This is a genomic window from Marinomonas sp. S3726 (assembly GCF_000967665.1).
Taxonomy (GTDB): Bacteria; Pseudomonadota; Gammaproteobacteria; order Pseudomonadales; family Marinomonadaceae; genus Marinomonas.
Genome location: NZ_JXYC01000027.1, coordinates 1 through 13,854 on the forward strand (window position 1 = coordinate 1; position 13,854 = coordinate 13,854).

Annotated in this window: 12 protein-coding genes; 8 read left to right on the top strand and 4 right to left on the bottom strand. The window is 40.3% G+C overall.

Features of this window, described 5'->3' with window-relative positions:
* Positions 1–110: 110 nt before the first annotated feature.
* A complete protein-coding gene (locus TW85_RS19230) occupies positions 111–1,409 on the bottom strand; it encodes a M18 family aminopeptidase (protein WP_046018774.1) in 1,299 nt (432 codons plus the stop codon).
* A 119-nt stretch (positions 1,410–1,528) separates the two neighbouring features.
* Here TW85_RS19230 and TW85_RS19235 point away from each other — a divergent pair, with 119 nt between their 5' ends.
* Positions 1,529–3,562 carry a carboxy terminal-processing peptidase gene (locus TW85_RS19235; RefSeq protein ID WP_046018775.1) on the top strand — a complete coding sequence of 678 codons (2,034 nt, stop codon included), beginning with the start codon at positions 1,529–1,531 and terminating at the stop codon, positions 3,560–3,562.
* Between the two features lie 59 nt (positions 3,563–3,621).
* On the opposite strand, the gene TW85_RS19240 is transcribed toward TW85_RS19235, so the two are convergent.
* Positions 3,622–3,831: a DUF2788 domain-containing protein gene (locus TW85_RS19240; protein WP_046018776.1), complete on the bottom strand. Its 210-nt coding sequence runs from the start codon at positions 3,829–3,831 to the stop codon at positions 3,622–3,624.
* A 32-nt stretch (positions 3,832–3,863) separates the two neighbouring features.
* On the opposite strand from TW85_RS19240, the gene ybfE reads away from it, so the two are divergent.
* Positions 3,864–4,193 carry a LexA regulated protein gene (ybfE, locus tag TW85_RS19245; protein ID WP_046018777.1) on the top strand — a complete coding sequence of 110 codons (330 nt, stop codon included), beginning with the start codon at positions 3,864–3,866 and terminating at the stop codon, positions 4,191–4,193.
* A 24-nt stretch (positions 4,194–4,217) separates the two neighbouring features.
* On the opposite strand, the gene TW85_RS19250 is transcribed toward ybfE, so the two are convergent.
* Complete coding sequence (locus tag TW85_RS19250) at positions 4,218–5,291, bottom strand: methyl-accepting chemotaxis protein (RefSeq protein WP_052702309.1); 1,074 nt, start codon at positions 5,289–5,291, stop codon at positions 4,218–4,220.
* Between the two features lie 73 nt (positions 5,292–5,364).
* On the opposite strand from TW85_RS19250, the gene TW85_RS19255 reads away from it, so the two are divergent.
* The 3 genes from TW85_RS19255 to TW85_RS19265 all read left to right on the top strand — a co-directional run bounded on the left by TW85_RS19255 (position 5,365) and on the right by TW85_RS19265 (position 8,236).
* Positions 5,365–5,943 (top strand): thymidine kinase, encoded by a 579-nt coding sequence (locus tag TW85_RS19255; RefSeq protein ID WP_046018778.1) that lies wholly within the window; start codon positions 5,365–5,367, stop codon positions 5,941–5,943.
* Positions 5,944–5,945: 2 nt separating this feature from the next.
* Positions 5,946–6,848 carry a recombination-associated protein RdgC gene (locus TW85_RS19260; protein ID WP_046018779.1) on the top strand — a complete coding sequence of 301 codons (903 nt, stop codon included), beginning with the start codon at positions 5,946–5,948 and terminating at the stop codon, positions 6,846–6,848.
* A 221-nt stretch (positions 6,849–7,069) separates the two neighbouring features.
* On the top strand, positions 7,070–8,236 hold the full coding sequence (locus tag TW85_RS19265) for a cation diffusion facilitator family transporter (RefSeq protein WP_046018780.1): 1,167 nt from the start codon (positions 7,070–7,072) through the stop codon (positions 8,234–8,236).
* Positions 8,237–8,292: 56 nt separating this feature from the next.
* On the opposite strand, the gene TW85_RS19270 is transcribed toward TW85_RS19265, so the two are convergent.
* A complete protein-coding gene (locus tag TW85_RS19270) occupies positions 8,293–9,654 on the bottom strand; it encodes a DNA recombination protein RmuC (RefSeq protein ID WP_046018781.1) in 1,362 nt (453 codons plus the stop codon).
* A 62-nt stretch (positions 9,655–9,716) separates the two neighbouring features.
* Between TW85_RS19270 and TW85_RS19275 the strand changes: the two genes are divergently transcribed.
* From TW85_RS19275 to TW85_RS19285, 3 genes are read left to right on the top strand one after another with little or no spacing between them, the layout of a single operon-like run.
* Positions 9,717–10,331 carry a YigZ family protein gene (locus TW85_RS19275; RefSeq protein ID WP_046018782.1) on the top strand — a complete coding sequence of 205 codons (615 nt, stop codon included), beginning with the start codon at positions 9,717–9,719 and terminating at the stop codon, positions 10,329–10,331.
* 5 nt (positions 10,332–10,336) lie between these two features.
* Positions 10,337–13,156, top strand: coding sequence for an RNA polymerase-associated protein RapA (rapA, locus tag TW85_RS19280; protein WP_046018783.1), 2,820 nt, complete (start codon positions 10,337–10,339; stop codon positions 13,154–13,156).
* Between the two features lie 5 nt (positions 13,157–13,161).
* On the top strand, positions 13,162–13,794 hold the full coding sequence (locus tag TW85_RS19285; RefSeq protein WP_046018784.1) for an RluA family pseudouridine synthase: 633 nt from the start codon (positions 13,162–13,164) through the stop codon (positions 13,792–13,794).
* Positions 13,795–13,854: the final 60 nt, after the last annotated feature.

The window sequence follows — 13,854 nt, forward strand, 5'->3', positions numbered from 1 at the left end:
GCATAACACTCTCCAAATGATGAATTGGGAAGTGGCAACCTTATTCAGGACGGGACATAAAAAACAAATAAAAAGGGCGCATACAGCGCCCTTTTAATTTGTCCAGAAAGTTATTCACTAATCAGTGTCTCTAACTTTAAAAAGCGATTTAAAACACGATAAAGGCCAATGGCATCCTGACTGCCTGCAAGCTCTCGAATTGAGTGCATAGCAAAGGTAGGCAAGCCAATATCTAAAGTTGGTACACCCACTTCACCAGACGTAATTGGCCCAATCGTACTGCCGCACGCCATATCACTACGTACGACAAAAGTTTGGACCTGATAACCTTCAGCTGCTGCAAGCTTTTTATAAACAGCCGCTGTTTCACTGTTTGTGGCATACCTTTGATTAGAGTTCACCTTGATGACTGCACCCGAATTAATTAAAGGCGCATGCAATTTATCATGCTTAGCAGCATAGTTTGGGTGCAAAGCATGAGCATTATCAGCAGAAATCATCATAGATTGATTCATTGCTTGCACATAGTGGGCAGGCTCTGGAGACAGGCGTCGCAATACATCTTCTAAAAAAGGTCCATTCGCCCCACTTGTTGAAAGACTACCGACTTCTTCATGGTCAGTACAAATTAACAGACTCGGCCTTTCATCACTTGCCTCTAACAAGCTTGCCATACCAACAAAACAACTGAGTAAGTTATCTAATCGCGCCGAACAAATGAACTCCTGCTTCAAACCAACCAGCGCTGGTGCTTGGTGATCATAAAGGCTTAATTCAAAATCAAGAATTTTAGAAACATCTAGATCTGAATACTCTTTCTCTAGTTGCTGCTTAATCATTTCCTCAAGCTCAAATTGACTATCCCCCATTCCAAGGATAGGTAGCAACTCTTCTTGCGGATTAACACTAAACCCTTCTACCACGCCACGGTTAAGATGTATTGCCAAGTTAGGAATAACAGCAATTGGGTCTTTAAAATCAATCAGACGACTTACAATATCACCATTAGACTGGCTAAAGCTTACACGTCCAGCGATAGACAAATCCCTATCCAGCCAAGTGTGTCTTAATACACCGCCATAAACCTCAACCCCTAACTGATCATACCCATATCTATTGACGTGAGCATTTGGTTTAAGCTTCAAACAAGGGCTATCTGTATGAGCCCCCATCATGCGCCAGCCAGTTTTATGAAAATCAAGGCTTGGTGTAGTAAATGCAATAATGGAAGAAGCATTACGGCGCACAAAATAACGACCACCAGCTTGAATGTTCCAATCTTGATTTTCTTTTAGTTCAACAAAACCTTTTTCAACTAATGCTGTCTTCATACTAGTAGTTGCATGAAACGGAGTGGGTGATGCCTTTAAAAAAGATAACAATGAGGCATTAAAAGATTGATTTTCCATAACTTCCTTTGTACAAAATTAAGTAAATAATTAATAGTTTTGCGTAGATTAGCTGGCCATAAACGAATGAGTCTAATATGATTTCAACATGCGCCAGACTCAACTTTAAAGAGACAAATATGCCGAGAAAATATAAACGATTATTGTTAAGCCTTCTCACAGGGTGTGCGTTAGCGTCACCTTCACTTCAGGCTTTTGACGAACTTAAGCCACCAGCTGAGTATAAAAAAGTATCCATTCAGTTAGTCGAAATGTTAGAAGGCATTCACTATAACAAAACTCAAGTCGATGATCGAATTTCAAGCCTCGCATTTGATGCCTATATAGACTCTTTAGACCCGAGTAAAAGCTTTTTCCTAGCTGAAGATATCAAGCAGTTTGAGAAATACAGATATCGCTTTGATGACGCAATTACTTCTGGGGATGTTAGCGATGCGTTCGTCATATATAACATTTACTCACAAAGAGTTGAAACCAGACTAAATCAGGTTATTGACGCTATGCCTAGCATGGTTGAAGGATTTAATTTTGACAAAGAAGAGACCTTCAACGCAGACCCAGATCAAGCCGTTTGGGCAGAAACAGAACAAGAGCTACAAGAGACTTGGCGCAAGCGTATCAAGAACAGAGCACTTACTTTGCGCCTAAACAGCCAAGAAGAAGATAAAATTGAAACCTCTTTAACTCGTCGATATACCAACCAATTGCACCAAGTGGAGCAAACTAATTCAATTGATGTGTATCAAATTTTTGCTAACGCAATCACTGAAGCCTTTGATCCTCACACCAGTTACTTTGCCCCAAGAGCCTCTGAAACCTTCAGTATTAATATGAGCTTGTCGCTTGAAGGTATAGGCGCAGTACTACAACAAGAAGACGAATACACACAAGTTGTTAGGCTCGTTCCAGCAGGCCCAGCAGACAATCAGGGTGAACTTAAACCAAATGACAAGATTGTTGCTGTAGGCCAAGAAGGCGAAGAGATGATCGATGTTGTCGGCATGCGCCTGGATGATGTTGTCGATATGATACGTGGCGAAAGAGACACGAAAGTTTTATTAGAAATAATCCCTTCTAACAGTGATGGCCAAAGCAATAAGATTATTACGATAGTACGAAAAAAAGTAAAACTAGAAGATCAATCAGCCAAAAAAGAGATAGTCGAAGTCGAAAGAAATGGTGAAACCTATAAAGTAGGCGTTATTCAGCTACCAACTTTCTATTCAGACTTCGCAGCAATTAAAGCTGGAGACCGTAATTACAAGAGCTCAACAAGAGACACTAAAAACCTTATAGAAGAACTAAGACAAGATGGTATTGACGCCCTAATTCTTGACCTTAGAAACAACGGCGGTGGCTCACTTCAAGAAGCGAATGCATTAACAGGCCTTTTCATTCCAGCAGGCCCTGTGGTTCAAATCCGTGATTCTGCAGGTCGAGTGAGCATCTTGGGCGATCAAGATAGAAGCGTAACCTACAGTGGCCCTATGGCTGTGCTTATTAATAGAATGAGTGCATCAGCCTCTGAGATCGTAGCAGGTGCAATTCAAGACTATGGTAGAGGCCTTATTTTAGGCGGCCAATCCTTTGGTAAAGGCACAGTGCAAATACTGCAAGATCTTGATCAAGGTAAACTTAAAATCACTCAATCTAAGTTCTATCGTGTTTCTGGTGAAAGTACGCAGCATAAAGGTGTTATGCCTGATATCGCCTTTCCATCTATGCTAGATGAAAACAGCGTGGGAGAAAGCGCATTAGATAACCCACTGCCTTGGGACAAAATCATGGAAACCCGTTATCCAGTGTATTGGGACATTCCAAACTTTTTACCTGAGTTGGAGCAACGCCATAATCAAAGGGTAGAAAAGAACCCTAACTTTATTGCCCTAAGTGAGCAGCTTGATCAGATAAAGGAACAATCAGATAGATTTAGCGCTATTTCATTAAATGAAACTAACAGAGTTGAGCAAAGGGAAGAAAGCGAAGAGACTCAGTTAAATAGAGAAAATACTCGCCGTGAAGCCCTAGGGCTAGAGCTCATCACATCATTAGACGATATCAATGATGAAGATGCAGAAGATATTTACTCTAAAGAAGCGTCTGAAATCTTGTTAGATTTTATCGGCATGAATCAACGCCAGCAAAATCAGTAATCCTTAACATATGAAATGACTCGTACCTAAGTGACGGGTCATTTCTTGTTAAATCAGGGCTACAGCTTAACCCCTAAAATTAACTCTACTATCACACCTTTCATCACAAACCCAAGCACACCTAAACCCAAACCACCAAGAATAACAAAAGTTCCTAGCTTTCCAGCATTGGATTTGCGCGCTAAATCAACCATAATAAAGCCCATAAAAATCACAATGCCAGTTACACAAACTGTCAACATAATGGATTCTATTTCTTCTATTTCCATAACAATCTAACGACCTCAGATATTATATTCAAATGGCAAAATCTTCTTCAGACCGCAATACTATAGATTTATTTTCAAAAACACGAGGCCGACCTAAGACTCGTCCATTAACAAGAAAAGACCAATTAAAAACAAATAAACGAAATCAACGACTTAAAGAAAAGCAACAGGGACTTAAACGCGTAGAAATTACACTTGAAAGCAATGTATTAGAAATGCTTGATCAATTATGTGAACTTGAAGGCATCAAAAGAGCCGAATGGATTGTACAGCAGGTTTCTCTTGCGCATTCAAAGCCAAAAACAAAGAAACAACTTAAAGTAACTCAAGAGCAAGCGGAAAACACAAAGCCCACCTCATAAATGAGATGGGCCTTAGTCAATAACTTAAGATTCTAACTGGGTTAGTAAATCAACCACTCGGCGGCTTGAAGCTTCCATCTTCGCAAGATGTTCAATACCTTTTTCTAGCTCCCCATCCTGTTTAGCTGTTACAGCAGCCAATCCATGTTGATGGAAGTCTGCATGTACTTCACCTAACTGCTTAAAAGAATGGTTACCAGCAAACAAAGCACGCCCTTCACCCTCATACCACTGCCCTAAACGACATTGAGTATGATCAGCAAAGTCATGATGAGAGCTCAATGATTGCTCAACAAAATGACGATGAACATCAGCCTTCCAAACCATATGATCCATTTTTGCCGTATGTAGCATGCAATGAACACTCTGCTTATTCACAGTTGTTTGCGTATCTAATGCCTTATTGAAAACAGTCTTAACCCCTTTAAAGGTTTCGTCTGTACTTTCAACTAATTTATTACAACCAGATACCACAAGGTTAATATGACCATCGGCAATACCAGTATTGCGTTCAATGGACTCAACTAATTGCGCAATTTCTGAACTTGCGTCGCCAGCTTTTTGTGCCAAGGATCTTACTTCATCCGCTACCACAGCAAAACCACGGCCTTGCTCACCCGCACGGGCAGCTTCAATCGCAGCATTTAAAGCAAGAAGGTTGGTTTGCTCAGAAATACCGCTAATAATTCCAACAAATTGCGTAATGTTACTCGCAAGTGTTTTCAACTCAGTAACACTCTCATTACTTTCACGAGCACCGTCTTGAATACGTTTTATTTCAGTCTCAAGAGTTTGCATTGCTGCATTACTACTGTCAGCAAGTTCGCTAAAATCAGCCAGATTTTCTTTCTCTTGGCTTAAATCCACCAAACTATTGGATAAAGATTCACGCATAGTATCAAAAGGAGACATAGCCTCTAAATACATAGATTCTAATGGTGACACCTTCCTACGGGTTAACAAGTCTTCTAACTCAGCAAGTGATTGCTGGTATTTACCTTGTAATTGATCAAGTTCTGTCGACAAACCGGCGCAATCTAACTGACTCGCTTCAAGTTTTGACTCTAATTCAGTAACTTGTTTCGCTTTTCCCCACATATAATCCCCTATCATGGTGTATTTGTTATACTCTGCAACCAAACTAAACTAACACTTTGATATATATAAACCTATGGCAAAATTGTATTTTTATTATTCGGCCATGAATGCCGGCAAATCGACCGTTTTATTACAGTCTGCACATAACTATAAAGAAAGAGGTATGACACCTTTACTATTTACTGCCGCCATTGATGATAGGGAAGCTATCGGTAAAATAGCCTCTCGTATAGGCATTGCAGCAGACGCTCAAACCTTTAAACCTGACACAGATTTACTGGAAGAAGTCCGCCAACTTGCAAATAAAAGTAAACTTGATTGCATTTTAATTGATGAAGCCCAGTTTTTAACTGAGGCTCAAGTTTATGCCTCATCTGAGGTGGTCGATAAACTTAAAATACCCGTTTTAGCTTTTGGCATTAGAACTGACTTTAAAGGTCAATTGTTTGAAGGCAGTAAAGCATTACTGGCTTGGTCCGATAAGTTAATTGAACTTAAAACTGTTTGCCATTGCGGAAGCAAGGCAACCATGGTGATACGTATTGACGGTGATGGTAACCCACTACGTGAGGGGGAACAGGTCGAGATTGGTGGCAATAGTCGTTACATTTCTGTTTGCCGTAAACATTTTAAAGAGGCGGTTGTAGATTAATTATGTGGTTTAAAAACGTACAGTTCTTTCAGTTAACAGATACAGACGCAATTGATACAAACGAGTTAATAGACAAGCTTGCTGATTTCCCCTTAAAAGAGTGTGGCAGTCAAGATGAATACTCTTTTGGCTGGATGCCTTTAATTCGAAATAGTGAGCAATGGTACCTTGCTAGCAACAAATGCCTTCTTATTAGAGCTGGCAAAGAAGAGAAGGTGCTACCTTCATCTGTCGTTAGGGAAGAGCTAGAAACCAAGATCTCCGAAATTGAATTAATGGAAGGTCGTAAAGTTGGTCGTAAAGAAAAATCAGACATTAAAGATGAGCTTGTTTTCACCCTAAGACCGAAAGCCTTTTCAAAACGCTCAGATATTTGGGCATACTTGGATATGGAAGCCAAATTACTGGTAATCAACAGTACCAATGCGTCAATGACAGAGCTTCTATTCAAGCAACTTCAAACTACACTTGGCAGCTTCCCCATGGCACCACTCATGGCACAAGAGTCTCCAAGCGGCTTAATGAGTAACTGGCTATTAAAGAATGAGCTCCCTGCAAGCCTAAACACAGGTGAAGAATGTGAGATTCAAGATGGCTCTGAAGAGAAAGCAAGCATTCGCTTTAAAGCATTAGAGCCTCTATCTGAAGATGTTACTCGCCATATAGAACAAGGAATGCGAGTAAAAAGCCTAGCCTTGAAATGGACTGAAAAACTTAATTTCGTGCTTCATGACGACTTATCGTTACGTAAGATCAAGTTCGATGACACAATTAAAGAGCAAGCTTTTAATGACTCTCAAGGCGGCGGTCTTTCAGATTTAGATGCAAACTTTGCACTTATGTCTCTTGAACTGCGCCAGTTTTACGACTCTTACAAACTTTGGTTTGACATACAAGAGAAGTAACCAAGGACAAAGAGCTGAACTATACTCATATAGTTCAGCTTATAAATGAAAGTTCTTAGAATTAAGCACACAGCTATTAGCTTTTCCACAGTTTAGGTGGATAAGTTGGGGAGAAATACAGGCAAGCTAGAGCAGCTCTAGCATCCCTCTTAATGCAAGCAATTTATAAACTATTTTTTTACCTTCTTAACTCACCTTACCTTAAAAATTAATCAAATAAAATGAATAAAATCGAAACGGAACAAAGGCTTGCACAAAAAGTAACCTTATTAGGTGGTGCTGTTGATGCCTTGTTAGGCCTCTTAAAAATTTTTGCTGCCAGTATTTCAGGTTCACAAGCCTTAATGGCAGATGGCATACACAGCCTATCAGATTTACTCACAGACTTAATGGTACTTGTTAGTTTCAAAATTTCTCGCCAATCACCCGATAAAAACCATCAATTTGGCCATCTTAGGTTTGAATCTTTAGGTAATCTGCTACTTGGCTTCATCCTATTATTAGTAGCTGTTGGCATAGGTTTAGACTCAGCGCTAAGAGATAGTGCTGCACAAATCACTTGGCTAGGCGTCGGTACTCTGATTGCCACCATCATTTGCAAAGAAGGCATTTTCTTTTACACAAAAAAAGCGGGCGATAAAATACAGAGCCAATTACTCATTACTAATGCTTGGCATAGCCGCACTGACTCACTTTCTTCACTCATTGTATTAGTGAGTATGCTAGGAACTTATTTAGGCCATGCTTGGCTAGATAAAATTGCAGCCATTATTATTGCATTACTTATTTCTAAGATCGCTATTACCACCATTTGGAAAACATTGGCCGAACTGATAGATACAGCACCAAACAAAGAAACAATGCATAGCATTATTGAATGTGCGAAGAGTATAGAACCACTTGCAGTGCCAAGTAATATCAGAGCAAGAACCATGGCAGGTAAAGTCTATTTAGATATGCGTTTAGAAGTGAATAAACATATTAGTGCTAGTGAAGGCCATTATTTAGGGGAACTAGTATCAAGCAAAATTCGCCAACATAATACAAAGGTTGAAGACATTCTTATTCACATAGATTTAAACTCTTTAGCGAATGATGAAACAATCAAACAAACCATTGCAAAGTTGCCTGCGAGAAATCAAATACTCGCAGATTTGGGCTTCCTTATGCGGTCACATAAGCACTATATCGACTTAACTAAGGTTAAACTCGACTACCTAGATTCAGGCCTTGAAGTAAGCTTGATAGCCTATGCAAAATCTCTTAGAGAAAATGAATCCATGGAACGAGCCACTGCTAGTGTAGAGATGGACAGCATGAATATTCGCTATGCTAAATCAGTCAACTTGCTTTGGAACATTCAGGATGAGCTCTCAAGCAATGATTAAGCAAATAGCAGCTACTTAGAACACAATTAAGAGCTAAGCAGATTCCTTATAGCATCTCATTCAAGTTTATTGTCATCTATCGCTAAACTTGTCTGAGACTCTTCAAGGTGCGAGTCAGGGATTTGTTTATTGGTTTTCGCTCCCATCACCTTTAATTGCTGAGCTCGAACTACCAAGTTACCTCGTCCAGAGTTAAGCTTATTCATGGCATTATCATAACCTTTCCTTGCCATATCTAAACGATTACCAACATCATCCATATCTTGAACAAAGCCAACAAATTTGTCGTACATAGCACCTGCTTGCTTAGCAATTTCGACCGCATTTTGACTTTGCTTTTCATTTCGCCAAATGTTCTGAATAGTTCTTAAGGTTGCCAATAAGTTCGATGGCCCAACTACAATAATATTTTTATCAAAGGCATCACTAAATACATTAGCATCCGCCTGTATCGCCAACAGATAAGCCGCTTCGATGGGAATAAACAGGAGAACAAAGTCCAAGCTCTTTACACCAGGCAAGGTTTCATATGCCTTACCACTTAAGTCTTTAATATGACGTTTGATAGATTCAAGGTGCTGTTTTAACGCCTTTTGCTTTTCTTCTTCTGTTTGAGCTTCTACATAGGCAAGATAGCTAATAAGTACCATCTTAGAGTCTATAATAATTTGCTTACCTTCAGGTAAGTTTACAATCACATCAGGCTGAAGACGCCTTCCAGATTCAGTTGTGGTAGACACCTGCACTAGGTACTCCCTTCCCTTTTCTAACCCTGAACGTTCCAATACACGCTCAAGAATAACTTCTCCCCAACCGCCTTGTATTTTATTTTGACCTTTTAGAGCTTGCGTTAACCCTGCCGCATCATCACTAATTCGTTGATTCAGTTGCTGCAGATTTTTAATCTCACGAACTAAGGAAAAACGCTCTTTTGCCTCAGCCTGATAACTCTGCTCAACCTTTTCCTGAAAATGTTTAATTTGGCTGCCTAATGGGTTCAGTAAAGAACCTAACTGCTTTTCATTTTCAGATAACATTTTAGTTTGCTGTTGCTGCATTATGTCTTGCGCCAACTGTTTAAACTCTACTTCCATCTGACGTTTTTGCGATTGAAACAAGGTATCTTTTTCTTGCCAAACTGTTTGCGCCGCAGCGAATTGCTGCTCTAGTATCAGCGCTTCTTTTTCCATTGAGTGAATTAGTTCGGACTGATGTAACAACTTTCGATCAAGTTCTTGATTTACTTCCACCTGCTTTAGTAATTCTTGTTCACTTTTTTCTTTCTCAAGCTGCCACTTACGCCGCATTGAATGTACAATAGCGAAAAAAAGCACGATGCAAAGAATGACCCCAACAAAAAAGCCTGTCATCGCCAAAGAAAAAGGCTCGATCATGTTTGCAACTTGATCATTATTCATTTACTTGCCACCTGCTAAAATCTTATACAAATCAATCATCAAAACTAATTTTTCAAGTGTACATGGATTATTTCTTAAGCCCAACTGAGCCTCAGCGTTTTGATCTTATTATCAAAAAAAGTCAATTTATCACTCAGGTATGCCGTACCAAAGGGAGAGCAGAGGCTAAAGCATTTATACAAAGCGTGAAAGAAACCTTTCCAGATGCCAACCACCATTGTTCAGCATTTATCGCAGGCCACCCAAACAATGTACATTTATGGGATCAAAGCGATGATGGTGAGCCAAAAGGAACGGCAGGAAAGCCCATGTTAAACGTATTACAACACTCAGATTTTGGCGAAACCTGTGTCGTTGTTACGCGTTATTTTGGTGGTATCAAACTCGGAGCTGGAGGATTAGTTCGCGCCTACAGCCAAGCGGTACAAGAAGCGCTAACAAACACTCAAACTCAACAAATTTTTCCAAGGGATAATATACAGCTAAAAATATCCTACGCTTTATTAGGCAAGGTAGAGTATTGGTTAGAACAAAGTGATATTGATGTCATTAATAAACACTTTGATACAGATATTATTTTTGATTTAGCTGTCATACCTAACTCTTGGATAGAACAGAAAACTACCTTGACGAATTTATGTCAAGGCAGTTTGACCCTTACAAATCTGGATGAATAATTAATATGTACCAAACTGGACAAAGATGGAGTAGCCGTAACGAACCTGATCTAGGTGTCGGCATGATAGTAGAGTTAGAATCCAAATCATTCACTGTGCATTTTGCAGAGTCAGAAATTGATCGACACTACTCTGTATCCCAAACTAGCCTTGTCAGACGTACTTTGACAGAAGGCGATGAGCTTTACTTTCAAGATGAAGCGTTTGTTATTGAAGATGTAAGAGAGATTGACGGCCTTGTTGAATATTTTATTGGCGATGATTGGATAGAGGAATCTATCATTCAATTCCCACGCAATGATAAAAATGAAATCGATGCCTTACTATCATTATCCCCTGCTAAACGCATGTGGTTTGACCTTCGCCATCAAACATTAAATCATCAGTCTAAACTAGCAAGTTCTGAAGTTAGAGGCTTAATGGGGTTAAAAGCAGAGCTGCTTCCTCACCAGATTTATCTCGCTCATGATATTGCAAACCGCCCTAAAGCAAGAGCCCTATTGTGTGACGAAGTGGGCATGGGTAAAACATTAGAAGCGGGCTTGATCCTTCACCATAGAATGCTGAACGGTCTATGTAAACGCGCACTCATCCTAACTCCAACTAATTTACAGCATCAGTGGTTAGTTGAGATGTTACGCCGCTTCCATCAGCATTTTTCATTAATTAATGAAGCCGCTTACGAAGAAAGCTGGGATGAAGACGCTAACTTATTCGAAGAACAACCTCTTGTCATTGCTCCTATTGATTGGGTGGCAGGTAATGGGAAAGCCGCTCAGCAAATGTTAAGCGCTGATTGGGACATGGTAATTATCGATGAGGCACACCACTTAAGCTGGAGCCCTGAAGCCCCAAGCAATGGTTATCAGCTCGCAGCGGCCCTAGCCGCTAAGTCAGAGTCTTTATTGCTATTAAGTGCTACACCAGAGCAAACAGGTGAAGAAGAACATTTCTCTCGTCTACAGTTGCTAGATCCAGAAAGCTACCATAGTTTCTCGCAGTATCAGGAGCAGCAAGCAGATTTTAAACAAGCGGCTCTTCTTGCTGAGCAACTTTTGCCTTTAACTCAAGGCAAAGAACCAGAAACAAGTCCTGATTGGGACAAATGGTTTGCACCATATTTAAAAGAAGTCAGTTCAAAAGAGTGGTTCCAGTCTTTAAATGTAAAAGATCAAGCGACATTTGAGACCGCTGTGCAAGATGCCATTAGTTGGCTTATTGATCGCCATGGAACTGGCCGTGAGGTTTTCCGTAATACACGTGCGGCAATTGGTGGCTTCCCAGACAGAATACTTAACCATTACCCTTTGGCAGTAAACCCAGCACATAGTTATAGCCAAGACTCCGTCTTTCCACAAAATAGCTTAGAGCAAGCTAAATGGGGCGAAGACCCTCGTTGGGAATGGTTAAAAGAGTTTTTAGAATGCCAAGCCGATAAAGTTTTAGTTATTTGCCATAGTTCAGACATGGCTCAATGGCTGAGTGAACAACTCACTTTTGCAGGCTTTCAAAGTGCAGATTTCCACGAACAAATGCCACTTATTCACAGAGATAGGGCAGCAGCTTACTTTGCAGATCCTGAAGGAGCGCAAGTACTCGTGTGCTCTGAAATAGGCAGTGAAGGTCGTAACTTCCAGTTCAGTCATAATTTGGTTATGTATGATCTACCTGAACACCCAGACTTATTAGAGCAGCGCATTGGTCGTCTGGATCGACTTGGCCAAACCCAAGATGTCAAAATTCATGTGCCTTATATAGAAGGCACAGTGCAAGAAAGGCTTTATCAATGGTATCACCTTGCCTTGAATGCTTTCTGTCATACGACACCTTGTGGCGACAAAGTTAATCACACTTTTAAAGACAACTTAGCCAGTTTCTTACAAGGTAATGACGATGACGACACCTTAATTTCTGAAGCTAAAGCTTACCACCAAGCGCTATTACTTCAGCTCGATCAAGGACGAAATCGCCTGCTCGAAATGACGTCTTGTCGCCCAGAAAGAGCAAAAGAGCTGATTGATAATATAGAAGAGAACGCATCAGTAGGCTTAGATGAATATATCGAAAAAGTGACCCATGCATTCAACATCCATACTGACCGCATTGAAAAAGAAGGTGATGAAAGCGAATGGTTCATCCGCCCTTCTACCGATATGATGTTAGAAGCATTGCCAGGCATTGAAGAAGAAGGCAAAACCTTAGTCTTAAATCGCCGTAAAGCAAGCCAGAGAGAAGATGTTGCTTTTGCCACATGGGAACACCCATTAATTTCTATGCTGATGGATGAAGTCCATACTTTTGACTCAAGCAAACTGACAGCCTCAACTATGCCGATTGCAGCCTTACCTGAAGGCACAGTCCTAATAGAAAGCCTGTTTGTGATTGAAGCAAGTGCGCACCCTCGTTTGAAATTGAGCCAGTCTTTACCTATGACACCTATTTGGCAACTATCAGATGCTAACGGTAAATTTTTACATAATCAGTTCACTCCAGAAAAGTGGGCAGATCGTCTAAAAAGTGTACCTAACCGCGTTGCTGAACAATGGGTGGCTGCATTACGTAAAGACCTAATTGAATTACTACAAAACCACCAACTAAATGCTCATGAACAAGCAAGGCCAATCATTTTGCAAGCTAAGCAAGAGTACCAAAGAAAGTGGCAAGGCGAACTTGATCGTTTGATCGAATTGCAGAAGCAAAACAATCAAATCAAAGATGATGAGCTTGAGCGCCTAGAAAACAATTTACAAGAAGGTTTGAGTCGTATTGATGATTGCCAGATTCGCCTAGATGCGATACGCATTATTTTGACAACAAAACCTTAGTAAATATGCCTGCAAACGAGATGCTCAATATTCTCTATGAAGATGAATGGTTCGCTGTTATTAATAAGCCAGCGAACTTTTTATCTGTTCCAGGACGCGGGGTAGAAAAACAAGACAGTATTACGCATAGGGCTTTTACTCTATTTGGAGAAGCCCATGCGGTACACCGTCTTGACTACGCTACTTCTGGTCTAATTATTGTGGCAAAAACCTTGGAATGCCATAAACGTTTGTCTGAACACTTTCGTGAAAGACGTGTTCAGAAAGAATATCGAGCAGTTTTAAGAGGCCCGGTTCTAGCTCAAGAAGGCACTATCTCTAAACCACTTATTTGTGATTGGCCTAATCGCCCAAGGCAAATGGTACATAGAGAGTGGGGGAAAACAGCAACAACTCACTGGAAGCTAATTAATCGGGACAGAAGAAATAGTCGAGTCGCCCTTTTTCCTATCACAGGCAGGTCACATCAACTAAGGGTACATATGCAGAGTATGAACCACCCTATTTTAGGTGATGAGTTTTATGATGATATGTGTTCAAAAGCGGATGAACGTCTCCACCTTCACGCTTATCGCCTTGAGTTTAGCCATCCTTTCACTACAGCTTGGCTTAAATTTATCGCGGTTTGCCCTTTTTAAGTTTTCTCTTTTTAATCGACCTATCAAATAAGGCACTTATTAACATTAATAAGTACCTTA

Bases quoted from the DNA above. Each gene is read 5' to 3' on its own strand.
- TW85_RS19230 (WP_046018774.1), bottom strand. From the start codon at position 1,409: ATGGAAAATCAATCTTTTAATGCCTCATTGTTATCTTTTTTAAAGGCA.
- TW85_RS19235 (WP_046018775.1), top strand. From the start codon at position 1,529: ATGCCGAGAAAATATAAACGATTATTGTTAAGCCTTCTCACAGGGTGT.
- TW85_RS19240 (WP_046018776.1), bottom strand. From the start codon at position 3,831: ATGGAAATAGAAGAAATAGAATCCATTATGTTGACAGTTTGTGTAACT.
- ybfE (WP_046018777.1), top strand. From the start codon at position 3,864: ATGGCAAAATCTTCTTCAGACCGCAATACTATAGATTTATTTTCAAAA.
- TW85_RS19250 (WP_052702309.1), bottom strand. From the start codon at position 5,291: ATGTGGGGAAAAGCGAAACAAGTTACTGAATTAGAGTCAAAACTTGAA.
- TW85_RS19255 (WP_046018778.1), top strand. From the start codon at position 5,365: ATGGCAAAATTGTATTTTTATTATTCGGCCATGAATGCCGGCAAATCG.
- TW85_RS19260 (WP_046018779.1), top strand. From the start codon at position 5,946: ATGTGGTTTAAAAACGTACAGTTCTTTCAGTTAACAGATACAGACGCA.
- TW85_RS19265 (WP_046018780.1), top strand. From the start codon at position 7,070: ATGAATAAAATCGAAACGGAACAAAGGCTTGCACAAAAAGTAACCTTA.
- TW85_RS19270 (WP_046018781.1), bottom strand. From the start codon at position 9,654: ATGAATAATGATCAAGTTGCAAACATGATCGAGCCTTTTTCTTTGGCG.
- TW85_RS19275 (WP_046018782.1), top strand. From the start codon at position 9,717: ATGGATTATTTCTTAAGCCCAACTGAGCCTCAGCGTTTTGATCTTATT.
- rapA (WP_046018783.1), top strand. From the start codon at position 10,337: ATGTACCAAACTGGACAAAGATGGAGTAGCCGTAACGAACCTGATCTA.
- TW85_RS19285 (WP_046018784.1), top strand. From the start codon at position 13,162: ATGCCTGCAAACGAGATGCTCAATATTCTCTATGAAGATGAATGGTTC.